Annotated in this window: 24 protein-coding genes and 1 pseudogene; 14 read left to right on the top strand and 11 right to left on the bottom strand. The window is 72.2% G+C overall.

The features are described from left to right. Positions 1-91: 91 nt before the first annotated feature. Entirely contained in the window at positions 92-1,003 is a 912-nt protein-coding gene (locus ACIQFZ_RS40665; protein ID WP_365419874.1) for a DMT family transporter, read from the bottom strand. A gap of 158 nt (positions 1,004-1,161) precedes the next feature. Between ACIQFZ_RS40665 and ACIQFZ_RS40660 the strand changes: the two genes are divergently transcribed. Then, the gene (locus ACIQFZ_RS40660) at positions 1,162-2,526 is read left to right on the top strand and encodes an FAD-dependent oxidoreductase (protein WP_376654517.1); all 1,365 of its coding nucleotides are present in this window, start codon (positions 1,162-1,164) and stop codon (positions 2,524-2,526) included. A gap of 146 nt (positions 2,527-2,672) precedes the next feature. Here ACIQFZ_RS40660 and ACIQFZ_RS40655 read toward each other — a convergent pair whose 3' ends face one another. After that, the gene (locus ACIQFZ_RS40655; RefSeq protein ID WP_365437553.1) at positions 2,673-2,906 is read right to left on the bottom strand and encodes a chaplin; all 234 of its coding nucleotides are present in this window, start codon (positions 2,904-2,906) and stop codon (positions 2,673-2,675) included. Between the two features lie 485 nt (positions 2,907-3,391). Between ACIQFZ_RS40655 and ACIQFZ_RS40650 the strand changes: the two genes are divergently transcribed. Continuing rightward, positions 3,392-4,630: a hypothetical protein gene (locus ACIQFZ_RS40650; protein WP_402693669.1), complete on the top strand. Its 1,239-nt coding sequence runs from the start codon at positions 3,392-3,394 to the stop codon at positions 4,628-4,630. A 191-nt stretch (positions 4,631-4,821) separates the two neighbouring features. On the opposite strand, the gene ACIQFZ_RS40645 is transcribed toward ACIQFZ_RS40650, so the two are convergent. Beyond that, the gene (locus ACIQFZ_RS40645; RefSeq protein WP_365775620.1) at positions 4,822-5,859 is read right to left on the bottom strand and encodes a hypothetical protein; all 1,038 of its coding nucleotides are present in this window, start codon (positions 5,857-5,859) and stop codon (positions 4,822-4,824) included. 201 nt (positions 5,860-6,060) lie between these two features. Between ACIQFZ_RS40645 and ACIQFZ_RS40640 the strand changes: the two genes are divergently transcribed. The 3 genes from ACIQFZ_RS40640 to tgmB all read left to right on the top strand — a co-directional run bounded on the left by ACIQFZ_RS40640 (position 6,061) and on the right by tgmB (position 7,731). Next, the gene (locus tag ACIQFZ_RS40640) at positions 6,061-6,420 is read left to right on the top strand and encodes a YkvA family protein (protein ID WP_361413711.1); all 360 of its coding nucleotides are present in this window, start codon (positions 6,061-6,063) and stop codon (positions 6,418-6,420) included. 121 nt (positions 6,421-6,541) lie between these two features. After that, the gene (tgmA, locus tag ACIQFZ_RS40635) at positions 6,542-6,733 is read left to right on the top strand and encodes a putative ATP-grasp-modified RiPP (protein ID WP_141364557.1); all 192 of its coding nucleotides are present in this window, start codon (positions 6,542-6,544) and stop codon (positions 6,731-6,733) included. A 14-nt stretch (positions 6,734-6,747) separates the two neighbouring features. Further along, positions 6,748-7,731, top strand: a complete 984-nt coding sequence (gene tgmB / locus ACIQFZ_RS40630) for an ATP-grasp ribosomal peptide maturase (RefSeq protein ID WP_376654519.1) — start codon at positions 6,748-6,750, stop codon at positions 7,729-7,731. Positions 7,732-7,777: 46 nt separating this feature from the next. Here the strand turns inward: tgmB and ACIQFZ_RS40625 are convergent, their stop codons facing one another. The 4 genes from ACIQFZ_RS40625 to ACIQFZ_RS40610 all read right to left on the bottom strand — a co-directional run bounded on the left by ACIQFZ_RS40625 (position 7,778) and on the right by ACIQFZ_RS40610 (position 9,805). Next, complete coding sequence (locus tag ACIQFZ_RS40625; protein WP_365436147.1) at positions 7,778-8,041, bottom strand: DUF5133 domain-containing protein; 264 nt, start codon at positions 8,039-8,041, stop codon at positions 7,778-7,780. Between the two features lie 145 nt (positions 8,042-8,186). Continuing rightward, complete coding sequence (locus tag ACIQFZ_RS40620; protein ID WP_402693668.1) at positions 8,187-8,453, bottom strand: WhiB family transcriptional regulator; 267 nt, start codon at positions 8,451-8,453, stop codon at positions 8,187-8,189. A gap of 294 nt (positions 8,454-8,747) precedes the next feature. Beyond that, the gene (locus ACIQFZ_RS40615) at positions 8,748-9,266 is read right to left on the bottom strand and encodes a hypothetical protein (protein WP_402693667.1); all 519 of its coding nucleotides are present in this window, start codon (positions 9,264-9,266) and stop codon (positions 8,748-8,750) included. Positions 9,267-9,310: 44 nt separating this feature from the next. Beyond that, entirely contained in the window at positions 9,311-9,805 is a 495-nt protein-coding gene (locus tag ACIQFZ_RS40610; RefSeq protein WP_383060733.1) for an ATP-binding protein, read from the bottom strand. A gap of 153 nt (positions 9,806-9,958) precedes the next feature. Here ACIQFZ_RS40610 and ACIQFZ_RS40605 point away from each other — a divergent pair, with 153 nt between their 5' ends. Then, positions 9,959-10,189: a DUF397 domain-containing protein gene (locus tag ACIQFZ_RS40605; RefSeq protein WP_141364546.1), complete on the top strand. Its 231-nt coding sequence runs from the start codon at positions 9,959-9,961 to the stop codon at positions 10,187-10,189. 98 nt (positions 10,190-10,287) lie between these two features. Next, complete coding sequence (locus ACIQFZ_RS40600; RefSeq protein ID WP_365435333.1) at positions 10,288-11,211, top strand: helix-turn-helix transcriptional regulator; 924 nt, start codon at positions 10,288-10,290, stop codon at positions 11,209-11,211. 120 nt (positions 11,212-11,331) lie between these two features. Here the strand turns inward: ACIQFZ_RS40600 and ACIQFZ_RS40595 are convergent, their stop codons facing one another. Next, the gene (locus ACIQFZ_RS40595) at positions 11,332-12,150 is read right to left on the bottom strand and encodes an SAM-dependent methyltransferase (protein ID WP_365435336.1); all 819 of its coding nucleotides are present in this window, start codon (positions 12,148-12,150) and stop codon (positions 11,332-11,334) included. 217 nt (positions 12,151-12,367) lie between these two features. On the opposite strand from ACIQFZ_RS40595, the gene ACIQFZ_RS40590 reads away from it, so the two are divergent. The 3 genes from ACIQFZ_RS40590 to ACIQFZ_RS40580 all read left to right on the top strand — a co-directional run bounded on the left by ACIQFZ_RS40590 (position 12,368) and on the right by ACIQFZ_RS40580 (position 14,840). Beyond that, positions 12,368-12,595: a hypothetical protein gene (locus ACIQFZ_RS40590; RefSeq protein WP_365775613.1), complete on the top strand. Its 228-nt coding sequence runs from the start codon at positions 12,368-12,370 to the stop codon at positions 12,593-12,595. Positions 12,596-12,769: 174 nt separating this feature from the next. Next, positions 12,770-13,657: a Gfo/Idh/MocA family protein gene (locus ACIQFZ_RS40585; protein ID WP_402693666.1), complete on the top strand. Its 888-nt coding sequence runs from the start codon at positions 12,770-12,772 to the stop codon at positions 13,655-13,657. A gap of 61 nt (positions 13,658-13,718) precedes the next feature. Beyond that, positions 13,719-14,840 (top strand): PP2C family protein-serine/threonine phosphatase, encoded by a 1,122-nt coding sequence (locus tag ACIQFZ_RS40580; RefSeq protein WP_402693665.1) that lies wholly within the window; start codon positions 13,719-13,721, stop codon positions 14,838-14,840. Positions 14,841-14,861: 21 nt separating this feature from the next. Here ACIQFZ_RS40580 and ACIQFZ_RS40575 read toward each other — a convergent pair whose 3' ends face one another. Then, positions 14,862-15,302 (bottom strand): Lrp/AsnC family transcriptional regulator, encoded by a 441-nt coding sequence (locus ACIQFZ_RS40575; RefSeq protein ID WP_361413686.1) that lies wholly within the window; start codon positions 15,300-15,302, stop codon positions 14,862-14,864. Positions 15,303-15,675: 373 nt separating this feature from the next. On the opposite strand from ACIQFZ_RS40575, the gene ACIQFZ_RS40570 reads away from it, so the two are divergent. Further along, entirely contained in the window at positions 15,676-16,161 is a 486-nt protein-coding gene (locus tag ACIQFZ_RS40570; protein ID WP_365435641.1) for a TIGR00725 family protein, read from the top strand. 186 nt (positions 16,162-16,347) lie between these two features. After that, positions 16,348-16,548: pseudogene (locus tag ACIQFZ_RS40565) on the top strand (cytochrome P450); the annotation flags it as partial. Positions 16,549-16,837: 289 nt separating this feature from the next. On the opposite strand, the gene ACIQFZ_RS40560 reads toward ACIQFZ_RS40565, so the two are convergent. Then, on the bottom strand, positions 16,838-18,334 hold the full coding sequence (locus ACIQFZ_RS40560; protein ID WP_383060721.1) for a helix-turn-helix domain-containing protein: 1,497 nt from the start codon (positions 18,332-18,334) through the stop codon (positions 16,838-16,840). A 404-nt stretch (positions 18,335-18,738) separates the two neighbouring features. Here ACIQFZ_RS40560 and ACIQFZ_RS40555 point away from each other — a divergent pair, with 404 nt between their 5' ends. Beyond that, entirely contained in the window at positions 18,739-19,359 is a 621-nt protein-coding gene (locus ACIQFZ_RS40555) for an L-threonylcarbamoyladenylate synthase (protein WP_365435596.1), read from the top strand. Between the two features lie 190 nt (positions 19,360-19,549). After that, positions 19,550-20,743 carry a glycoside hydrolase family 64 protein gene (locus ACIQFZ_RS40550; protein WP_402693664.1) on the top strand — a complete coding sequence of 398 codons (1,194 nt, stop codon included), beginning with the start codon at positions 19,550-19,552 and terminating at the stop codon, positions 20,741-20,743. Positions 20,744-20,756: 13 nt separating this feature from the next. Here ACIQFZ_RS40550 and ACIQFZ_RS40545 read toward each other — a convergent pair. Beyond that, positions 20,757-21,377, bottom strand: a 621-nt coding sequence (locus ACIQFZ_RS40545; RefSeq protein ID WP_402693663.1) for an IS630 family transposase, incomplete at its 5' end; no start/stop codon positions are given.

The following is a 21,377-nucleotide window of genomic DNA, read 5'->3' as shown; positions in this document are numbered from 1 at the left end:
GTCCTCGTACTGGACGTACTTGGGCTTTCGGCCGGTGCGGCGAGAGTGCGTGCCGGGCGTCGCGACGGGGCGAACGTTGCCTGTTGGGGCACTAGGACCCGGACGCGCGCTCGGGTGGGGCGGGACTGCCGGCCGCGCGGCCGTCGCCGCACAGGGTCTGCTGGGCGTGCGGGACCACGTGGATGAGACGTAGGACGCCCCACAGGATCAGCCCGGCACCGACCAGTTCCGGCAGGAGCCACCAGCCCGTACGGATCTGCTCGCCGAAGAGCGTGACGCCCAGCAGCAGGCTCACCGTCGCGTCGCCGAGCGTCAGCGCCGGCTGGGAGGCGGCCAGCGAGCCGGCCTGGAGGGAGTTCTCCAGCAGCAACAGGGCACCGATCCCGGTGAGGGCGAAACCGTACGTCTGCCAGGTGGTGAGGAAGACCGCGAAGCCGGAGCTGTCCAGGGTGCCGGCAGCCGACTTCAGCAGGGCGGCGGTGAGGGCGTTGCCGATGGCGGCGGCCGCGGCCAGCACGGCGGCGCGGAACAGGGAGGGGCGTCCCGGCCGGGCGAGGACCACCGCCGCCGCCATCGCCCCCAGACAGACCATCAGGGCCGGGACCCACCGCACCATGGACGCCTGGTCCCGGGCCCCGGAGGGCGCGGCCGAGACCAGGACCAGCGTGAGGCCGCCGACCATGCCCGCCACACCCCACCAGCCCGCAAGGGGCAGCCTGCGGTGCATCAAGGGAGCGGCGATGAGCAGGGCGAAGGGCAGTTCCAGGATGAACAGGGGCTGCACGAGCGCCATCGGGCCGTTCACCAGCGCGAGGGCCTGGAACAGGGCAGCCCCCATTACCCCGCCGATGCCCGCCAGCCAGGCGGGGCGGCGTGCCAGGGCGAGCAGCAGGCGCAGTCCGCCGCCGCGCGCGACGGTGGAGGCCGCCTTGCGCTGGTAGGCCGTGCCCATGGCGTTGCTGGCGGCCCCCATGACGGCGAAGCACGCAGCCAACCCGATCACAGGTCCACCATGCCCGACCGGCGCCGTGCCGTCCTGCCGTCGGGCAAGCCATAAATCGACTTTATGGGTCCATAGACGGGACCCGCGTACCAACTTAGGTTTGCCTTAGTTTAAGGTTGCCGACGAGTCGACCATCCTCGCTCGAAGGGAACCTGATCATGCCCCGCCCCCTGCGGGTAGCCATCGTCGGAGCCGGCCCCGCCGGGATCTACGCCGCCGATGCCCTCCTCAAGTCCGACGTGGCCACCGAGCCGGGCGTGTCCATCGACCTCTTCGAGCGCATGCCGGCCCCGTTCGGCCTGATCCGCTACGGGGTCGCCCCCGACCACCCCCGCATCAAGGGCATCGTCACGGCCCTCCACCAGGTGCTCGACAAGCCGCAGATCCGGCTCTTCGGCAACGTCGACTACCCGGGCGACATCAGCCTGGACGACCTGCGCGCGTTCTACGACGCCGTGATCTTCTCCACCGGCGCGACGGCCGACCGGACACTGTCCATACCCGGCATCGAGCTGGACGGCTCGTACGGCGCCGCGGACTTCGTCTCCTGGTACGACGGGCACCCGGACGTGCCGCGCACCTGGCCGCTGACGGCGCGGAAGGTCGCCGTGCTCGGAGTCGGCAACGTCGCCCTCGACGTGGCCCGCGTCCTGGCCAAGACGGCCGACGAGCTGCTGCCGACCGAGATCCCGCCGAACGTGCACGAGGGTCTGAAGGCCAACGAGGCGGTGGAGATCCACGTGTTCGGCCGCCGGGGCCCGGCACAGGCGAAGTTCAGCCCGATGGAGCTGCGGGAACTGGACCACTCCCCGTCGATCGAGGTCATCGTCGACCCCGAGGACATCGACTACGACGAGGGCTCCATCGCGACCCGGCGCGGCAACAAGCAGGCCGACATGGTCGCCAAGACGCTGGAGAACTGGGCCATCCGCGACGTCGGCGACCGGCCGCACAAGCTGTTCCTGCACTTCTTCGAGTCCCCGGCCGAGGTCCTCGGCGAGGACGGCAGGGTCGTCGGCCTGCGCACCGAGCGCACCGCGCTCGACGGCACCGGCAACGTCAAGGGCACCGGCACCTTCAAGGACTGGGACGTCACGGCCGTGTACCGCGCCGTGGGCTACCTCTCCGACAAGCTGCCCAAGCTGCCCTGGGACCTGGAGTCGGGCACGGTCCCGGACGAGGGCGGCCGGATCGTCGCCGAGTCCGGCGAGCACGTGCAGTCCCTGTACGTCACCGGGTGGATCCGGCGCGGCCCCGTGGGCCTCATCGGCCACACCAAGGGCGACGCCAACGAGACGGTCTCCAACCTGCTGGACGACTTCGCGAACGAGCGCCTGCACACCCCCGCCTCGCCCGCCCCGGAGGCCGTCGACGCCTTCCTCGCCGAGCGGAACGTCCGCTTCACCACGTGGGAGGGCTGGTACCGGCTGGACGCCGCCGAGAAGGCCCTGGGCGAGCCGCAGGGCCGCGAGCGCGTGAAGATCGTCGAACGCGAGGACATGCTCCGCGCGAGCGGCGCGTAGTCCGGCACGCCCAGTCGGCCCGCCCGGCGGACGGCGAGCGCTGTCTGGAGCCCAAGCGGAACGAGCCGTGCCCCTGGCCGGGCACGGCTCGTTCCGCTTCACGGGAAGCGGTGCGCCGGACGCGCACCGCCCCGCCAGGGGTCGCCCTAGCTGTTCGCGCACGCGTTCCCGGCGGTGGGGTTGAGCAGGCCGATCAGGTTGAACGAGTTGCCGCACAGGTTGAGGCCGAGGTCGACGGGGACCTGGATGACGTTGCCGGAGAGCACCCCGGGGCTGTTGCTGGCGGTACCGGTCGCGTCGGCGTCGGCCGCGGCGGTTCCCGCGCACGTCATCAGGGCCGCACCGGCCAGGGCCGCGGCAGCCGTCATTCTGATCCTCATGGAGAACTCCTGTCGCTCGAAGAACACGGGCGTTCCCACGGTGAGGGTCCCGGGCGCCGCAGAACATCGATTCACCGCCGAATGCAGTAGGACTGTCAGCCTCACAGGGCGTGACATGCTCCGAACGGGGAAGGCGACACGGGGTAACGCGTCGCAGGGAGAGGTGACGGACCGTGGCCGGACGAACGGAGCCCCGCGGCAGGAGGGCGTCGGCCCTGCCGGAGTTCCCGGCTTCGGCGCCCGCGTCAACGCCGTGCCGCCGCCCTCCGGGGACTCGCCGTGGACGTCACCCGCCGGCCGACCGGGGCCGGCCGGGCCTCCGCCCGGACCGGCTGACCACGGAGAACGCCCCGCCACGGCACTCGCACGGCCGTGGGCGCCCGGCGCCGCCGCCGCGGCGGGACGGACACCGACCCCGCGCGACCCGGCATGATCCGGCTTGGCGATACTGAACGCAACCGCCGTCCCCGCTCTCAGATTGGCTCATGTCGAACTCTCCCTCCCCCCGCCCCGCGAGCCCGCCCACGGTGTGGCCGGCCCGCGGCCGCCACACCGGACCCGCCGCGGAGGACGTCGTGCGGCGCCGTCTGAAGCAGCTCAAGGCCGACGGCGTCATCCACGACCACCTCGAACCGAAGCACACCGGCCCCGGCGGCGAGAAGGTCTTCGAGGCCCGCTGGCTGGTGCCCGGCGAGGTGACCGTACGGGCCCGGCTCGCCCTGTCGCCCCTCGCCGGCTCCGGTTCCGGATCCGGACAGGGGCGCGAATGGGTGCTGATGGCGGAGGCGGAGCAGCCGTGGGACCCGCGGTGGCCCTCCCCCGCGACCATGTTCTGGCCGCAGGGGCCCGGCGCCGACTGGGAGTACGAGGCCGTCACCGGGCTGCGGCTCGGGGAGGTCACCCCCCTCCCGGACGACGACAAGGACCTCAGGCGGGTCCTGCGGCACGCGGCGCGGGACACCTGGACCCTGCACGTCGTCGTCCACGAGGCCATGACGCCGGACGAGCGCGGCCGGGCGGCGGTGGTGCGGGTCCTGCCCGAGGGCCTGCGGCACCGGGTGGTGGAGCACCGGGCCGCGCCGCACCGGTTCAGGGCCGTGAACTGGGTGCTGGACGACTTCGACGTCCGGTTGCCCCGCGGCGGCGCCCTGGTCCTGCCGGGCAGTCCGGCGCCACCCGGCTACGACGTGCGGGACTTCTCGGTGCGCAGCGTCTTCCTGGACGGCACGGAACCCACCGAACTCATCGACGCCGTCAACCGTTTCGCCGCGCTGCCCAGGCCACTGCCGAACGACGCCGACCGGGCCCTCACCGCGCTGCGCGAGGAGTGGCAGCTACTGACCCTCGAAGAAGAACTCGCCCGGGCACGCGAGCTCGTCACCATGTACTCCGAGGCCCTGGAGGCGATGACGAAGTCCCGGGACCTGTACCGGGAGGCCGCCGAACGCGCCCACGAGGCCCTCGCCGTGTACCGGGAGTCGGAGGCCGAGGGCACGCTGCCCGCCAGGAGGCAGGCCCGTACGGCCGCGGGGTCCCCCTTCCAGCAGCTGGCACGCGGACTGGAACGCCTGAAGGGCACCGCCCTGTCGCTGCGCCCGGGCACCACGCCCGCGCGGCGGCCGAAGGACGGTGCGGCCTCCGACGACGAGGGCGGATCTCCGGCCGGTGGGGACGCCGGCACGTCCCCACCGGCCGGAGGCTCGAAGCCGCGGACCGGGGACTGAGCCCGGTTCACGGCGGCACGGGTGCCCGGACCGGCCGGGCGCCGCGGCGCGGACACGCGGTCCGCGCGGCAGCACGTCCGGGAGGCCGCCCGGACGCGCCGCGGCGAGGCGGCTCCCTCGCGGGCGACGCCGCCCACGAGACCACGGGTGTTCGTCTCCGAACGAGCCCTTCCCGGCACCGGGCAACCGGTTCACGGGGCAGGCGGGTTGACGGCCCGTGAGCCCAGTCCGGCCGGCCGGGGCGGCGGATGTCGCTCGGCTGCCTGCACCATGAGCAGCAGCGAGAGCGCGGCCAGACTCGCCAGCGACGCGCACACCGCGGTGAGTCCGGCGCTCAGCGGTGGTGCCACGGTGATCGCCAGGGCGCGGGAGACCTGCACCGGGGCGAACCTGCCTTCGACGTAGCCGACTCCGGCCAGCACCGCCGGGACGACCGCTCCCGCCACCAGGGCCGCCACCCCGGCGCGCAGGGCCAGCAGCAGGGCCAGCAGTCCGCACAGCCCCGACACGGTGAGGGCGAGGAGGCAGACGAGCAGGGGGACGCCCTGCCAGCGCAGCGGGAAGTAGGCCGCGCCGCACACCACGAGGGCTGCCGCGGCGATCCAACTGGGCCAGAAGACGGGCCGCAGGGGCCGCTCGCCGGACTTGCCCTCGGCCTTCTGTTCCTGGCCCGCGGCCACGCCGGGCGTCGCACCCGGTTCGTCGTACGGTTCGTCGTACCGCTCCCGGGCCAGCCGCCCGATCAGCTCCACGAGGTCCTCGACCGTGCGGCCCGCGGCGGCCGCGCGGATCGCCGCCAGGCCGCAGTGCGGCAGTTGCGGCGGCCGGTGCAGCAGCACCACCAGCCGGGTGACGTCCGCGACGCAGCGGCCGCCGACCGCGGCGCGGATCGTGTCGTCGGCGCCGTCGGCCGGCCGCGGCGGCCGGGTCAGCTCGGCGACCAGTCGGGCGACGTCCTCCACGGGCCGGTCCAGGGCGACGGCTCGCAGAGCGTGCCGGACGGCCTCGGTGTGCTCGGGCGATCCCTCCAGCAGGGTGACGAGCCGGAGGACCTCCTCCAGGGGCCGGTCGTCGACCGCGGCACGGACGAGGCCGCCGACCGGATCGCCGGCCGCGCACTCGTCGTCGCCGCGTCCCGCCATGCCGCCGGGCGGCTCGGACCAGTGGAACTCGTCGGTGAAGTCGATGACGGCCTGGTTCGTCTGGGATGGTGAAGAGCGGGTGGTCATGCTGGGCTCCATGGCAGGGGTGCGGCCGCTCCTGCACCCCCGAAGCGCGACACGCCTTTACCCCGCCATTACAGGCGGGGTACCGCGCGGCGCGCCACCGGGACGACGCAGCGGGGTGACATCCGGTCATGGAAGCGCCGCAACCGGGCATCAGGCAAGGAGATGCGCCGGTGAGCGGCACGACGAGGAAGGGCACGAACCGTGGACTCCACCGCGAAGGTGCTGCTCATGGCCGCCGTCATCGCGGCCGTCGCGCTGGCCTTGGCCGCCGTGCTGGCCATGGCCGTCGTACTGCTCAGGCGTCTGGTGCGCACCCGGCGGGAGCTGCGCCGCGCCGGCCTTCCGACGGGGCCGCGCTGGGTCTTCTGGGGTGCCGTCCTCTATCTCGTCCTGCCCACGGACCTGTTGCCCGACCCGGTGTACCTCGACGACATCGGCGTCCTGCTCCTGGCCCTGCGCTCACTGCACGCCGCCGGCGGGGACCAGCTGCCCGCCCTGGTGCGGCGACCCGGACTTTTCGGGCGTCGTGGACAGCCGGACGCCAAGGACTACGCTCCGTAAGGAAACCATTCACTCGTTCGATTCGTATAAGTCTCGGGAACCCGAAACGAAGTCAGCGGGCCAGGCGACGCCACAAGCAGCACCACCGCTTGGTCGCGGCTGCACCGACAGGGGAGAGACGATGCAACCGTTCGCGCTCAACTACGCTCGTCCGGCAGTGGAACGGGACGCCGCCACGCCGTACGCCTACGACTCCGGGCTGCAGTTGAACGTTCTCATGGACGGGCGGATCGCCGCATCCGACCACGCGCTGCTGAGAGAGCTGGGCACCACGACCTCCACGGCGGGCTCCAAGACGCACTTCGACGACTGAACACGGCCGCGGAGATGACCGTACTGATCCTCACCGGCGAGGAGGACGTGACGGCGGACATGGTGGTGATGCACCTGAACGCCTCCTCGACTCCGGTGGTCCGGCTGGATCCGGCCGATCTGACCGCGGGCGCCGCCCTGTCGGGCGAATACGTCCACGACTCCTTCAGCGGCCATCTGTCGGCGGGCGGACGGCTGGTGAGCGTGAGCCGCCTGTGCTCGGTCTGGGTGCGCAGACCCGGAGCCCCGGCGGCGCGGGCGACCCAGCCGTCCGCGTGGCTGACCGAGGAGGCGGCACAGGCGCTGTACGGAATGCTGCGCGGCTGCGGAGCCCGCTGGATGAACCATCCGGACGCGGCCGAGCGGGCCCGGTACAAGCCCTGGCAGTTGCGGCTCGCCCAGCGCAGCGGCCTGCCGGTCCCGGCCACGCTCATCACCACCTTCCCGCAGGCAGCCCGGGAGTTCGCCGAGCGGTTCCCGGACCTGGTGGTCAAGCCGGTCTCCGGCGCGCATCCGCAGGAGCCGCCGAGGGCGGTGCCGACCAGCCGCGTCGCCCCGGACGCGGACTTCGGCGCGGTGGCCTACGGCCCGACCCTGCTGCAACGCAGGATCGCCAAGCACGCCGACATCCGGCTGACCGCGGTCGGCGACACGCTGCTGGCCGCCCGCAAGGCGACCCCGGCGGACGCCGACCCCCAGGACGTGGACGTCCGGTTCGCCACGTCCGGGACACAGTGGCGGCCGGCCGAGGTCCCGCCGCGCGTGGCCGCGGCGGTGCGCGCCTATCTTCGGCAGGCCGAACTGGCTTACGGCGCCTTCGACTTCGCCGAGGACGCCGACGGCACGTGGTGGTTCCTCGAGTGCAACCAGTCCGGCCAGTTCGGGTTCGTCGAGGTGGAGACCGGCCAGCCGATCGCCCGGACCATCGCCGAGTGGCTGGCCCGCCCCGGCCCACGGGAGCGCGAACACGCCAACGGCAGGCGTACGGCCGCTCCTTGACCGCGGCACGCCGTGCCAGGGGAGCGCCCGTACGTCTGCCGCGGGATCAGACCGCCAGGGGCAGGACGCCGTCCCCGTCGGGGTCGGTGCTCACGTCCGTGTCCGCTGCTCGCCCGGCGGCGAGCAGCAGGGCGTCCGCCTTGCCGATGGCCTCGTGGATGCCGGTGACCCCCATCATGACGCACAAGGTGTAGCTGACGTCCTCCAGCTCCCGGGCCGTCTCGGCCCGCTCCCTCTCCGCCTGAGCGATCTTCAGCGATGCGTACCGAGTCAGCAACGTCCTGACGACCTTCGGGTCCGGAACCAGCACGGAGCGCCCCTCTCTCGATTTTTGCTCCGTATGCCCGCGGCACGCCGTGCCATGCACGGCGAGCGACTCGCGGGCATATGTTTGACCGAATTCAGTCGGTTTCCGGTGGCACGGCCACCGCTCGCCCACCAGGGCGCCGCCGGCTCTACCGGCCGCGGTCCCCGGACCTGCGCCGCCCCGCGGCGCGGCGCTCCCCAGCGGTCATGCCTCCCCAGACACCGTCGTACTCGCTGTTGCGCAAAGCCCAGGCCCGGCACTCGCGCAGCACCGGACACCGGTAGCACACAGCGCGGGCCTGTTCTATCTGACGCATGGACGGACCACTTTCCCCGAGCGGGAAGAACAACTCGGGATCCTCGAAGCGGCACGCCCCGCGCTCGCGCCAGTTCTCGATCGTTCGGACAACGCTCACCGGGACCTCCGCTGAACACTCGGCCGCACATTTTCCGGGCAGCTCCCGTCTGCGGCAGCAGGGCACCGCACGACCCGGCAGAGGTATCCGCAATATAGGTGCTTTTCGGCCCCACGGCCATGACTGGGTGAGCGCCACGCAGGAGGCGAACAGGAGAACGCTCCGCCGTGAGCCCCTCGGGGCGGACGGCCTGCGGCCACGGGCCCACTCGGCGAGTGATTCTTCGTGCTGGTGGCCGAATCCGCGCAGTGGGTCCGGGCGGTCGGGGCCGTCCGGAGGTCCCGGGGTCGGTGCTCAGTCGGAGAGCGCGTCGGCGAGCTCCGCCGTGGCCGCGGCGAGCTCGCGGTCGCGGTCGGCCAGCAGCGCCTGCAGCGCGCCGCGCCGGGAGCGCACGGCCTGCCGCGCCCTGCGCTCCCAGACCACCGGGTTCTCCCGGTGGTTGAGGAGCTTGGGGTAGACCGCGGCGACGCTCTCCCACTGCCGGGCGCCGGCGATGCTCCGGAGCAGCTGGATGATCTGCGGACGGCAGGTCACGCCCGGGAGTTGGGCCAGCTCCCACAGGAAGGGGACCACGGCGGCGGTGGCCTGCTCGACCACGAAGCCGTACTGGCAGATCCGTTGGCGCAGAGCGTCCAGCGCGGCGCGGGCGGTGCGGGCGTCGTGCGAGGCCACCTTGTAAAGCAGCAGGGGGACGGCGGCCGCCGAGCCGGTGGAGTCCCTGATGTCGCTCCAGGGCACCTGCCCCAGGGCCGACAACGGGGTCGCGCGGTCGGTGCGCCGAGTGCCGGGCTGCTCCGTCGGTACGGTGCGCATGGCGTCGTCCTTTCCGGCGACGGCCCTGTGGGGGGAACGGCGGTTCAGCGGGGCGGACGCGTCGACAGCTTCACCCAGACCGACTTGCCCGCCGGGGGCCTCGGGGTCCAGCCCCATTCCTCGGCCAGGGCGTCGACTATGCACAGGCCCCGACCGTGCTCCAGCAGGCTGAAGCCCGCCGGACTGCGGCGTATGGGCCGACCGGCGCAGGGGTCGGAGACCGTGATGATCAACTGTGCGGCGTCGACGGCGAGTCCGAGCCACACGGCCCTGTCGCCGGGCGGGGCGTACGGCACCGCGTGCGTCGCCGCGTTGGCCGCGAGCTCGGTGACGATGACGGCGGCGTCGTCGGCGCGGTGGTCGACCGACCATCTGCCCAAGGTCTCGCGCGTGAAGGCGCGGGCCCGGGCGAATCCCTCCCGTCCGCAGTCGATCCGCAGCGCTGCGGCCGCGAGCGCGCCGTGGGTCCCCTCCGCCCACGGCGCGATCACGGCGGCCGCGCTCTGCACTTCGAGCTCTCGACTCACTGGTGAGGGCACGGCATCTCCCTGATGCGACGTCACCGAACGGCGTCCACAGGGGGTTGACGCCCCGGCTATTATCCACGCTGAAAGCGTCCGCGTGCAATTGCACGCGAAATTTCTCGTGAAAGTGCGTGCGGACGTGCGAACGTGAACAGCAAGGAGACCGCGGTGCCACCAGTGCGGAACGGAGTGCGGGCCAGTTCGTTGGACGCCCGCTGGATGAAGAGCCGGCACAGCAACGCCGAAGGCAACTGCGTGGAAGTCGCCACTCTGGTCGGCGGTGACATCGCGCTGCGCAACTCCCGTGACCCCGACGGCCCTGCACTGGTCTACACCCCCGCGGAGGTGGCCGCGTTCCTGGCCGGCGCCAAGGAGGGCGAGTTCGACCATCTGCTGTGAAGCGGAACGAACTTGCCGACTTCCCCCGGCGAGTGCGCTCTGCAGCCGGACGGTGCGGTACGGTGACTTTTCAGTCTGCCGGTCTACTGGGAGTCAGGATGTCCGCCGAGCCACATCGCATCTCCCGCCTCGAACCCTATCTGGACCGGCCCGAACCGGCCCCGACTCTGCTGAAGATGCTGGTCGGTGTCCAGCTGGCGGGCTTCCGCGAGGACGCGGGCCTGTCCCAGGAGCAGTCGGCGCGCGAACTCGGGTTCAGCGCCGCGAAGCTCTCGCGCATCGAATCGGGCAAGGGACGTCGCCCTCCGGCCGAGGGCGACGTCCGCGCCCTGCTGAAGCTGTACGGCACCGACGAGTACGAGTCCTCGGTCCTGCTCAGGCTGCTGCGGCGGGCGGGCGAGCCCGGCTGGTGGCAGCGCTACGACAAGCGGCTGATGCCCGAGTGGTTCGACCGGCTGGTCGGCCTCCAGGAGGCGGCCGCCGCGATCCGCACCTTCGAGATCCAGTACGTTCCCGGTCTGCTCCAGACCGCGGCGTACACCCGGGCCGTGGTGGAGCGGGGTCTGCCGACCGCTTCGGCGGGCGAGGTGCAGAGGCGCATCGAACTGCGCATGCGACGGGCCCAGTTGCTGCTGCGGCAGGACGCGCCGCAGGTGTGGGCGGTCCTTGACGAATCGGTCCTGCTGCGTGTTCTGGGCAGCCGCGAGGTCATGCGCGAGCAGCTCGACCACCTCGTCACGATGGCGCAGCGCCCCAACGTGACCGTGCAGATCGTTCCGTTGGACGTGACGAACGCGTCCGCGCCCGCCATCCCGATCACGTATCTCCGGTTCGGCGGCCTCGACCTGCCCGACGTCGTCTACCTCGAGCACATCAGAAGCGCCAACTTCCTCGAGGACCGCGACGAGACGGAGGAGTACCGGATCGCCCTGGACCGGCTGGCCGACGAGGCGCTCACGCCGCAGGAGTCCCTGGCACTGCTGCGCAAGACGGCCAACGACCGTTACGCGTCCGCCTCCTAGCCCTAAGGCGATCCACCCGAGGCGAAGACCCGGTCAAGGCGAACGCCCCGTCCGCAACCCGGTGTCCGGGTCCTGGACGGGGCGTCGTCGTTCGTGTCGGTGCCGCCGTACGCCCGTCCGCTAGCGGATCAGGCCTATGCCGCCGAACTCCACCCATTCATGAGTGAGTTGACGGGGTGTCACCTCGGTGTCCGGCCGCCAGGTGGACACCTCCACCAGACCCGGCTCGAGAAGCTCCAGGCCCTCGAACCATTCGGCGACGTCCTTCTCCTGGCGCACCCGGCCCCAGTGGCCCTGCGTGACCTTGTCCATGAAGTCGGTGACGAAGGCCCGCACTTCGGGGTCCTCGCTGACCAGCTGGCACATGAGCATGACGCTGCCGGGCGCGAGTCGTTCCCGTACACGCTCCACCACGGCGATCGGGCCGTCGGTGTCACTGTCCGGGATGCAGTGGAAGACCGAGTTGAACAGCACGGCCACCGGCTGCGAGAAGTCGATCAGGCGCTGGGTCTCGGGGTGCGAGAAGATCTCGTCGGTCTGCCGCAGGTCGGCGTGGATGACCGCGGTGCGCTCGTCCTGCTGCAACAGGGCCCGGCCGTGGACCAGCACCATCGGGTCGTTGTCCACGTACACCACGTGCGACTCGGGGTCGACGCGCTGGGCGACCTGGTGCACGTTGTCCTGGGTGGGCAGACCGGAGCCGTGATCGAGGAACTGCCGGATCCCGTGCTTCTCGGCGAGCGTGCGGACGGCCCGTTGCAGGAAGCGCCTGTTGTTCAGGGCGAGCCGGCGGGTGCTGGGGACGACCTTGTCGAGTTCCTCGCACGCGGACCGGTCGGCCGCGTAGTTGTCCTTGCCACCCAGGTAGTGGTCGTACATACGCGCAGCCGTCGGCACGTTCTCGTCGATGTTCGTGGACAGCTGGTTCTCCGCAGGCATCAGTCCCCCAGATTCGCCGATTCCACCGCGCCAACTGGGCCGGTCCGACTGAGAGTACATCCTAGGGAAGCCGCGTCTTCCCAAACCAGCCCGGGGGCGAACGACGGCCCGTGAGGGCATCACGGTCTGTCCCGATCCTCACGAATTCTTCACCGGACGGCACTCATCATCCGCGCGGTACGGAGCACCCGGATCCTCTGTCGGACAAGGGGGTGTCATGGTCTTCGTCGCTGTTCTGCTGCTGCCGCTCGTGTCCGTGCTGCTGGCGGTCATGGCCCGGGTGGAGGAGCGGATGCTGGATCCGGCTCCGGCGCGGGGCCGCCACGCCGGGCGCCGCGCACATCTGCGGCTTCTCCCGGGAGGCCGCCGCCGCTCCGGGGCCGCTGCCGGCCCGGCCGCGCCCGCACCGGGCCCGGCCGCCGCCGAGCGGCGCCGGGCTGCCTGAGCCGGCGTGCGCGCCGGCCCGGCGGGCGTACGCCGGGCCGCTCCCGCCAGGCCCGATCCGTGCCCGCTTTCGTCCGCGGGCTTGCTCCGGCACCCGGTTCCTGTGACACGCTCGGTGACGACCGGCCCGTACGGCCGGTCGTCACCCTGTCCGGCACAGTGGAGAGGCACCGGTATGCGCATCGGACTGCTCGGCACCGGCCCCTGGGCACGGATGGTCCACGCTCCCGCCCTGAGCGGACACGGCGAGCTGGACTTCGCCGGCGTATGGGGGCGACGCACGGCCGCCGCCAAGGATCTTGCCGAACGACACGGTACGCACGCCTACGACGACCTCGACGCCCTGCTGGCGGAGGTGGACGCGGTCGCCGTCGCGCTGCCCCCGCACGTGCAGGCCGACCTCGCGGTGCGAGCCGCGCGGGCCCACTGCCATCTGCTGCTCGACAAGCCGCTCGCCGCGACGGTGGAGCAGGGCCGCGCGGTGGTCGGGGCCGTCCGGGAGACCGGCGTGGCCTCGGTGGTCTTCTTCACCGCCCGCTTCCAGCCCGAATCGGAGGCCTGGATCGCCGAGCAGGCGGCCCGGGGGGACTGGTTCACGGCACGCGCGCAGTGGCTGGGCGCCGTGTTCACCGGCGACAGCCCGTTCGCCGCCTCGCCGTGGCGGCGGGAGAAGGGCGCGCTGTGGGACGTCGGCCCGCACGCGCTGTCGGTGCTGCTGCCGGTCCTCGGCGACGTACGGCGTGTGACGGCCGCCGCGCACGGCCCCGGGGACACGGTGCACGCGGTCCTCGACCACGTGGGCGGCGCGTCCAGCACCCTCACCCTGAGCCTGACCGCTCCCCCGGCGGCGGCCGGGGCCACCGTGGAGCTGCGGGGCGAGGCCGGGGTGACCCTGCTCCCGGAGAGCTCTGAGGACGCCGTCGCCGCCTACGGCCGGGCGACGGACGCGCTGCTCGCCGCCGCGCGCACCGGGCGCCCGCATCCGTGCGACGCCGCGTTCGGCCTGCGGGTCACCGAGATACTCGCGGCGGCGGAGGCCGAGTTGGCGCGCGACGCGGACTGACCCCCTGGCGGGCCGGGGTTTCCGGCGTGCGGTACCGGGTCCGGCGTAGCAGCGTGGTCATGTGGTGAAGCTGCCTGCCCCGGTCCGGCGTCGGGACCCGCACCGGCGCGGCTGGCTGCACGGCGCCCCGCCGCCCCGCTGGGTACGTGCGCTGCCGGTCGTCCTGGTCGTCTTCGTGTGCGCGGTCACGCTGCTGAGTCCGAACCCGCTCGACATCGGCTTCCTGCTGGGCGCGATACCGCCGCTGGCCGTGCTGTCGTACGGGCCGGTGGCGACCGCGCTGCTGGGCTCCACGGTGGTGACCCTGCTGACCGTGCCGGCCTTCCAGCTGAACCGGCCGGGCAACACCGACCTGGAGACCGTCACCTTCGTCGCCGTGCTGAGCGTGTTCCTGTCCTATGTGCGCAGCCGCCGGGACGCGCAACTGGACCTGGAGCGCACGGTCGCGGAGGCCGCGCAGCGTGCCGTCGTCCCGCCGCTTCCCAAGCAGGTCGGTCCGGTGCGGTGCACGGGCCTGTACCGGGCCGCGCAGCGCGGCACACTGGTCGGCGGGGACTTCTTCGACGTGCGCCGGGGGCGCGAGGGGGTGCGGGCGGTCATGGGCGATGTGCAGGGGCACGGCCTGGCCGCCGTGTCCACCGTCGCCGCGCTGCTCGGCAGCTTCCGGGAGGCGGTGCTCGACCGGACGGATCTGCCGGGGGTGGCCGCCGCCCTGGACCGCCGGCTTGTGGTGGACTCGCAGGAGGTACGGCACGCGGAGCTGTTCGCGACGGCCGTGCTGCTGGAGTTCGACGGGGACGCGCGGTCGGTGCGGCTGGTGACCTGCGGCCATCCCCCGCCGGTGCTGCTGCGCGACGGGCACGCCGAGGAGGTCGGCCTCGTGCCGTGGACACCCCTCGGTCTCGGCCTGCCCGACGGCGTCCCGCGGCGCGGCGGGCATGTCCTGCCCCTGCGCCGCGGTGATGTGCTGTTCCTCGCCTCCGACGGCGTCACGGAGGCCAGGGACGCGGCCGGCGTGTTCTACCCCCTGCTCGACCGGCTGCCCCGGCTCGCCGCCGTCGACCCGGCCGAACTCGCCGACCACGTCATGGCCGACCTCCTCGCGCACTGCGGCACCCTCAGCGACGACGTGACGATGCTCGTGCTCGCGCCCCACCCGCCGGACCCGCCGGAGGGCCGCTGACCCCGGCCTGGGGCGGGCCGGTCAGCCCACGTCCCACAGGAACCGGTGGGTGTGGATGCCGAAGTACGGGAACGACTGGACCTGCCGGACGCCCTCGATGGGACGGACCACGTCGTTGACGAAGTCCAGCAGGTCCCTCGGGCCGGGCGCGACCACCTCGGCGAACAGGTCGAAGCCGCCGGAGGTCAGCACCGAGTAGACCACCTCGGGACGCCCGGCCAGTTCGTCGGCGACCGCCCGCGGGTCGCCGTCCACGCCGATGCCGAGCAGTGCCATGGCCTGTCCGCCCATGGCCATCGGATCGGTCACGCCGACCACCTGGACCGTCTTGGAGTCCAGCAGGCGCTGGAGCCGTTGGCGGGCGGCGGACGCGGACAGACCGACCTTGGGGCCGAGGTCCGCGTACGCGATACGCCCGTCGGTCTGCAACTCGCGCAGGATGGCCCGGTCGATCTCGTCCACGTGCGTCGCTCTCCCTCTCCGGCCGGATCGCCCCAGCGTAGGCCCTGCCGTCAGCCGTGCAGTACGGCCAGGGCGGCGGCGAAGATCTCGGTGTGCGCGTCGGCGTCCTGCTCGGTGGTGTCGGGGCACATCAGCGCCATGTTGTGGAACGGGGTGAGCAGGATGCCCCGGTTGGCCGGGGAGAGGTGGAGGAAGTCCTCCGGCTCGGCGTCCGCGGCGGTACTCGGAGCGGGCTCCGAGGCGGCTCACCGACCAAGGCAGCCGGTGGGTGTCGATCCCGGCCTGAACGCCGGCCTCAGGCTGCTCGCGCCCTCCTCGCCGCATGGCCGGCGCCCGCCTTGCCGACGGGGTTCGAGGGCCGTTCCATGGGCGTATGCGTCCCTGTGTAGCCGTCGCCGGGCCCGGAGAGGCCTCCGCGCGGGAGGCGGAACTCGCCCGGCAGGTGGGTGTGCTGCTGGCCCGGCGGGGAGCGGTCGTGGTGTGCGGGGGCCTGGGCGGGGTCATGGAGGCGTGCGCGCAGGGCGTGACGTCGGCGGGCGGTACGGTCGTCGGCCTGCTGCCGGGCCGGGACCGGGCCGCGGGGAACCCGCACCTGAGCCTCGCGGTGGCGACCGGCCTGGGCGAGCTGCGCAACGGGCTGCTCGTGAACACCTGCGACGCGCTCATCGCGGTGGGCGGCGGCTGGGGAACGCTCAGCGAGGTGGCGCTGGCCCTGCGGGCGGGCAAGCCGGTCGCACTGCTGGAGAGCTGGGCCCTGCCGGACGCGCCGTCCGCCACGGGCGGGATCCACGGACCGGTCGAGGTGGCGACACCGACGGAGGCCGTCGAGGCGGTCCTGCCCTCAACCCGATTGATGTGAGGCCTGATTGAGCCTGAGGCCTGAGTTACCTTTACGGTCTAGGCAATTCAGACACTTGACCTGGAAAAGAACAGTAACTGGGCGGTTTCGTACGCAAGCACTGGAGGCAGTGGCCGGAGGTCGGCCAGAACCCCTCGTGGGGCTGGATCCTCGGCTGGGTCGGTGTGGTGAACATGCTGTCGACGTGACGACCACCTCGGGTTCGGTATCGGCGTGCACCGGCGCATCGGGGCGCCGCTGGCCCGTATGGAGGCCCTGACCGCGCTGCCCGCGCTCTTCGACCGCTTCCCCGGTCTACTCCTGGCCGTCGGCGCGGAGGAACTGCGCCAGGTACCGTCCTTCATCGCCTTCGGCTGGCAGGAGGTGCCGGTACGACTGGACGGCTGAGTGCCGGGCGCTCCCGCGGCGTCGGGGCGCAATGCTCGGTGGCGGGCCGACCCAGGACTGCTGGGGGCGGCCCGCGGCGCGGAGTTCGCCGTGTCCGGGCGCCGTGCGGTGCGCTGACCTGCGCCCGGGCGCCCGGGCGCCCGACGGCACGGGACCGGTCCCCCGTTCCGGTCCCGTGTCCGCGGCTCGTCGAACCTACGTGTACGGGGCAGCCGTTGGGTACCGCGCCGATGCCCCTTCGGCCCGGCGGAGGGCTCAACCGTGCACAAGTGAGTCCGGAATGCCCGCTTCACTCCGCGCCGAGGGCGGGCGATTCGAGGTCGCCCACCGCCACATGTGCCAGGACGACCTCGTACAGGTCGCTGCCGGCGGCGAGGAGCTGGCGTTCCAGTACGGGCTCCACCCCGCGGACGTGCTCGCGGACGGTCTGCGCGTGGACGCCGAGCAGTTGCGCGGCGCGCTCGGCGTTGCCGCCGGCGGTGATCCAGGTGCGCAGGGTGCCGCGCAGGTCCCGTGCGTCCGCCGCCAGACGGCCGAGGAGCTCGCGTGCCCAGGTGCGCAGCGCGGGGCCGGTCAGCAGGTCGCCGAGGCGTACCGCGCCCGTCCACGGCGCCGGGCCGACGGCCGGCTGGTGGTCCAGGCCGGCCTGGGTGTTCAGGGCGAGGTGTACGGCGGCCCGGTCGGTCAGCCTGGCGAAGTCCGCGCCGATCAGTCCCTCCACCCGCTCCATACGGGCCCTTACCGTGTTGCGGCTCACCCCGAGGACCTTCGCCGCGCTCACGGCGGTGAACTCCAGGCCCAGCCTGGTGGTGGCGAGCAGTTCGGCGCGCGTGTGGTGCGCCAGCGTGTCCAGGGGCCGCAGCAGCCGGGCGGACCAGGCGCGCAGCGCCTCGGGGTCCATCAGGCGCTCGGGGTGGCTGCGCTCGGCGTACACGGCGGCCCCCTCCGGACGGAACCGGGCGACCGCGAGGGCGCTCACGGCCTGCCCGTACGCGGTGGCGGTCCGGGCCAGGCCGTGCTGGGCGCTGCCGCCGAGGAAGGTGCGCGGCCGCGCGCCGACCAGCGAGCGCAGGTTGCGGCCGTCGGTCTCGAGCGGCGCGAGCACGATCACGTGCTCGTCCACCGCCGGGCAGAGCACCACCAGGGCTCGTTCCCCGGTGGTGTCCCGGCACTCGGCGGCCAGCCGGTCGCGTCCTTCGCGGTGGGTTTCGACGACGTAGACCCAGGCGGCGTCCGTGTCGAGCAGTCCGGGCCACAGGCCCGCGGCCACCCGGCGGGCCGAGACGGTGTCCTCCACCATCAGCAGTTGCAGGATCGCCAGTCGCAGGGCCGCCGTCGCCTTTTCGAGCCGGTGCCCGGCGACGGTCGACTCGTGGGCCCGCAGCAGCAGTTCGAGCACTCCGGCGGTGTGGGTGACCATCTCCGCGGCCTGCCGGTCGAAGGGCTCGGCGCGGGAGACGGCCAGGACCCGGGCCGACTCCGGATGCGGGCCTCCCACGCGCACCAGGCGGACGTGGTGTCCCTGGTCCTCCAGCGCGGCGGAGGCGAACCGGCCGGCGACGACGTCCTCGACCAGGTCCTCGTCCAGGGCCAGCGGCTCCCCTGCGAGCAGAGTGCCGGTGCCGTCCAGGAGGCAGCCGGTCCCGTGCACGGACGCGGCGAGCCAGGCGACGACCTTGCGCACGTCCCGTCCGGTCGGTCGCAACTGGTCGAGGAGTCCCTCGGCCCAGGACGCCCGGCCGTCCCGTCCCGGGGTTCCGGCGGTCCCGTCCTCTCGCCCGGCCATGTCGGCCCTCTCCTCATCCGTCGCCTGTCCGTGGCCTTGACCTCGGCGTTTCCGATCTTGGACGTTACCAGGCAGCACCCCTTCACTCCGGCCTCGGGCACACCGCACGACCGGACGAACGGTCAGGAGGGCGGCTTCGCCGGCGGTTCACGGGGGGGTTGGTGAACAACCGGCGAAGCCACGCGCCCGAGGCCGGGGGGACAGCTCCCGAGCGACACGAGAACGCTGTTTCCCCCATTCCCGGGAAGTACGCCTACGAATTCGAAGCGGGTACGACTCCGCCGGCACGGGGCCGCTTGGGGCGTTGCCGGGGGCGAGTGGGGCGCGGAGCGGTGCGGCGGCGCGCAGGGGCCGTTGGCAGGGGCCTGCGTCGTGGTGGGTGGGGTTCGGCATAAGCTCGGCGGATGGCGAAGTATTTCGACGTGCACCCCGACAATCCGCAGCCGCGTGCGATCCGTCAGGTCGCGGACAGCGTGCGCGACGGCGCGCTGATCGCGTATCCGACCGACTCGTGCTACGCCCTGGGCTGCCGGCTGGGCAGCCGGGACGGCATCGAGCGGATCCGGACGATCCGGCAGCTGGACGACCGGCACCACTTCACCCTGATGTGCCAGGACTTCGCGCAGCTCGGCCAGTTCGTGCGGATCGACAACGACGTCTTCCGCGCCATCAAGGCGTCCACGCCCGGCAGTTACACCTTCATCCTCCCCGCCACGAGGGAGGTGCCGCGCATGTTGCAGCATCCCAAGAAGAAGACCGTCGGGGTGCGCATCCCCGATCACGTCGTCACCCAGGCCCTGCTCACGGAACTCGGCGAGCCGCTGCTGTCCAGCACGCTGCTGCTGCCCGACGAGGAGGAGCCGATGACGCAGGGCTGGGAGATCAAGGACCGGCTCGACCACGTGCTGGACGCGGTGGTCGACTCCGGCGACTGCGGCACCGAGCCGACCACGGTCGTCGACTTCTCCGGCGGCGAGGCGGAGATCGTTCGGCGGGGAGCGGGCGACACCTCGCGGTTCGAATAAGAAGCGCTGCGCGCCGGGCGGGCGGCCGGCGGTGACGGACGTCCGCCACCGCCGCGAGGTGCCCGGGGGCGTGCCGCACCACAGGCTTTGATTGACATGTACGCACCCCAGACGGGATTCTGAGAGCGCTCTCACTTCAGGTACGGACCAACCAACTCCGTATCCCCCCAACCCCCCACGAAGGTGGAGCATGCTCAGCAGACTCAAGGTGCTCGCGACGACAGGGGCGACGGCCCTCGTCGGCGCGCTGCTCGGACTCGGTGCCCCCGCCCCGGCCAAGGCGGCGGTGCCCGACACGATCCCGCTGGAGGTGACCAACAACTCCGCCCGCGGCGAGCAGCTGTACCTCTACGACATCGGCACGTCCCTGACGACCGGCCAGCAGGGCTGGGCCGACGCGAACGGCGCCTTCCACCCGTGGCCGGCGGGCGGGAACCCGCCGATCCCCGCCCCCGACGCCTCGATCCCCGGGCCGGCCGCCGGACAGTCGGCGACCATCCGGATCCCCAAGTTCTCCGGGCGGATCTACTTCTCCTACGGCCGGAAACTCGACTTCAGGCTGACCACCGGCGGACTGGTCCAGCCCGCCGTGCAGAACCCGAGCGACCCCAACCACGACATCCTCTTCAACTGGTCCGAGTACACACTGAACAACGCCGGGCTGTGGCTCAACAGCACCCAGGTGGACATGTTCTCGGTGCCGTACTCGGTGGGTGTCCGGCGTGCCGACGGGAGCACCGTGAACACCGGCCGCCTCAAGCCGGGCGGCTACCGCGCCGTGTTCGACGCCCTGCGCGCGCAGCCCGGCGGCTGGGGCGGTCTGATCCAGACCCGGTCCGACGGCACCGTGCTGCGAGCGCTCTCACCCGGGCACGGCATGGAGAACGGCGCCCTGCCGGGCAGCGTGATGGACGACTACGTCAACCGGGTCTGGCAGAAGTACGCCGGCACCACGCTCACCGCCACCCCGTTCGGGGACCAGCCCGGCACCCGCTACTACGGCCGGGTCTCAGGCGGCGTCATGAACTTCACCGACGCCTCGGGCGCCGTCGTCACCAGCTTCCAGAAGCCGGACGCCGACAGCGTCTTTGGCTGCCACAAACTGCTGGACGCCCCGAACGACGCGGTGCGCGGCCCCATCTCCCGCACCCTGTGCGCCGCGTTCAACCGGTCCACGCTCCTGGTGAACCCCGACCAGCCGGACGCCACGGCGACGAACTTCTACCAGGACTCGGTGACCAACCACTACGCGCGGATCATCCATGACCGGATGGCCGACTCCAAGGCCTACGCGTTCGCCTTCGACGACGCCGGCAACCAGGAGTCCCTGGTCCACGACGGCGATCCGCAGCAGGCCCACCTCACCCTCGATCCCCTGGACTAGTAGACTGTCGCGGCTAATGTTTGGGATAGAGATGGCGCAGTTTGATGCGTGCATCGTGGGTGGTGAACTGCCAGTCCACCTGACGTTGGTCGGTGTTGGTGGCGTTCTGCCAGGCTGAGAGTTCGGTGTTGAGTGTGTCGAGGTCGCCGATCCGGCGGTCGAGACATTGCCTGGTCAGCGCGGAGAGTTCGATCTCGGCGATGTTGAGCCATGACCCGTGTTTGGGCGTGTGGTGGATCTCGAGGCGTTGAGCCAGGGCGAAGGCCTCTTCTGGTTCGAACGCCTCGTACAGTGAGGCGACGCCGTGGGTGTTGAGGTTGTCCATCACCAGCACCACGGTCTCGGCGTCGGGGTAGTCCACACTCAGCAGCTGCTTGACCTGGCCGGCCCAGTCGATCCGGGTCCGCTGGGACAGTGCCTGAACTCGACGCCATCCGCGTAAGGGTTCGACCCATACGAAGATGGAGCAGGTGCCGCAGCGGATGTACTCGCTGTCCTGGCAGGCGTCGTGACCAGGCCGGGCCGGGAGCGGGCCGCGGGCATGGTCGAGGAGCTGGTAGGGCTTCTCGTCCATGCACACCACCGGACGCGCCGGGTCATAGGGCCGGGCATAGACGGCCAGCACATCTTCCAT

Origin of the sequence: Streptomyces sp. NPDC093064 (genome assembly GCF_044754605.1) — a bacterium.
GTDB lineage: Bacteria > Actinomycetota > Actinomycetes > Streptomycetales > Streptomycetaceae > Streptomyces.
The sequence above is the reverse complement of the archived record's forward strand: the minus strand, read 5'-3'. Positions and strand labels throughout refer to the sequence as shown.

Excerpts from the sequence above, each read along its gene's own strand:
- ACIQFZ_RS40660 (WP_376654517.1), top strand. The coding sequence starts at position 1,162 with ATGCCCCGCCCCCTGCGGGTAGCCATCGTCGGAGCCGGCCCCGCCGGG.
- ACIQFZ_RS40655 (WP_365437553.1), bottom strand. The coding sequence starts at position 2,906 with ATGAGGATCAGAATGACGGCTGCCGCGGCCCTGGCCGGTGCGGCCCTG.
- ACIQFZ_RS40650 (WP_402693669.1), top strand. The coding sequence starts at position 3,392 with ATGTCGAACTCTCCCTCCCCCCGCCCCGCGAGCCCGCCCACGGTGTGG.
- ACIQFZ_RS40645 (WP_365775620.1), bottom strand. The coding sequence starts at position 5,859 with ATGACCACCCGCTCTTCACCATCCCAGACGAACCAGGCCGTCATCGAC.
- tgmA (WP_141364557.1), top strand. The coding sequence starts at position 6,542 with ATGCAACCGTTCGCGCTCAACTACGCTCGTCCGGCAGTGGAACGGGAC.
- tgmB (WP_376654519.1), top strand. The coding sequence starts at position 6,748 with ATGACCGTACTGATCCTCACCGGCGAGGAGGACGTGACGGCGGACATG.
- ACIQFZ_RS40615 (WP_402693667.1), bottom strand. The coding sequence starts at position 9,266 with ATGCGCACCGTACCGACGGAGCAGCCCGGCACTCGGCGCACCGACCGC.
- ACIQFZ_RS40600 (WP_365435333.1), top strand. The coding sequence starts at position 10,288 with ATGTCCGCCGAGCCACATCGCATCTCCCGCCTCGAACCCTATCTGGAC.
- ACIQFZ_RS40595 (WP_365435336.1), bottom strand. The coding sequence starts at position 12,150 with ATGCCTGCGGAGAACCAGCTGTCCACGAACATCGACGAGAACGTGCCG.
- ACIQFZ_RS40590 (WP_365775613.1), top strand. The coding sequence starts at position 12,368 with ATGGTCTTCGTCGCTGTTCTGCTGCTGCCGCTCGTGTCCGTGCTGCTG.
- ACIQFZ_RS40585 (WP_402693666.1), top strand. The coding sequence starts at position 12,770 with ATGCGCATCGGACTGCTCGGCACCGGCCCCTGGGCACGGATGGTCCAC.
- ACIQFZ_RS40570 (WP_365435641.1), top strand. The coding sequence starts at position 15,676 with ATGCGTCCCTGTGTAGCCGTCGCCGGGCCCGGAGAGGCCTCCGCGCGG.
- ACIQFZ_RS40560 (WP_383060721.1), bottom strand. The coding sequence starts at position 18,334 with ATGGCCGGGCGAGAGGACGGGACCGCCGGAACCCCGGGACGGGACGGC.
- ACIQFZ_RS40555 (WP_365435596.1), top strand. The coding sequence starts at position 18,739 with ATGGCGAAGTATTTCGACGTGCACCCCGACAATCCGCAGCCGCGTGCG.
- ACIQFZ_RS40550 (WP_402693664.1), top strand. The coding sequence starts at position 19,550 with ATGCTCAGCAGACTCAAGGTGCTCGCGACGACAGGGGCGACGGCCCTC.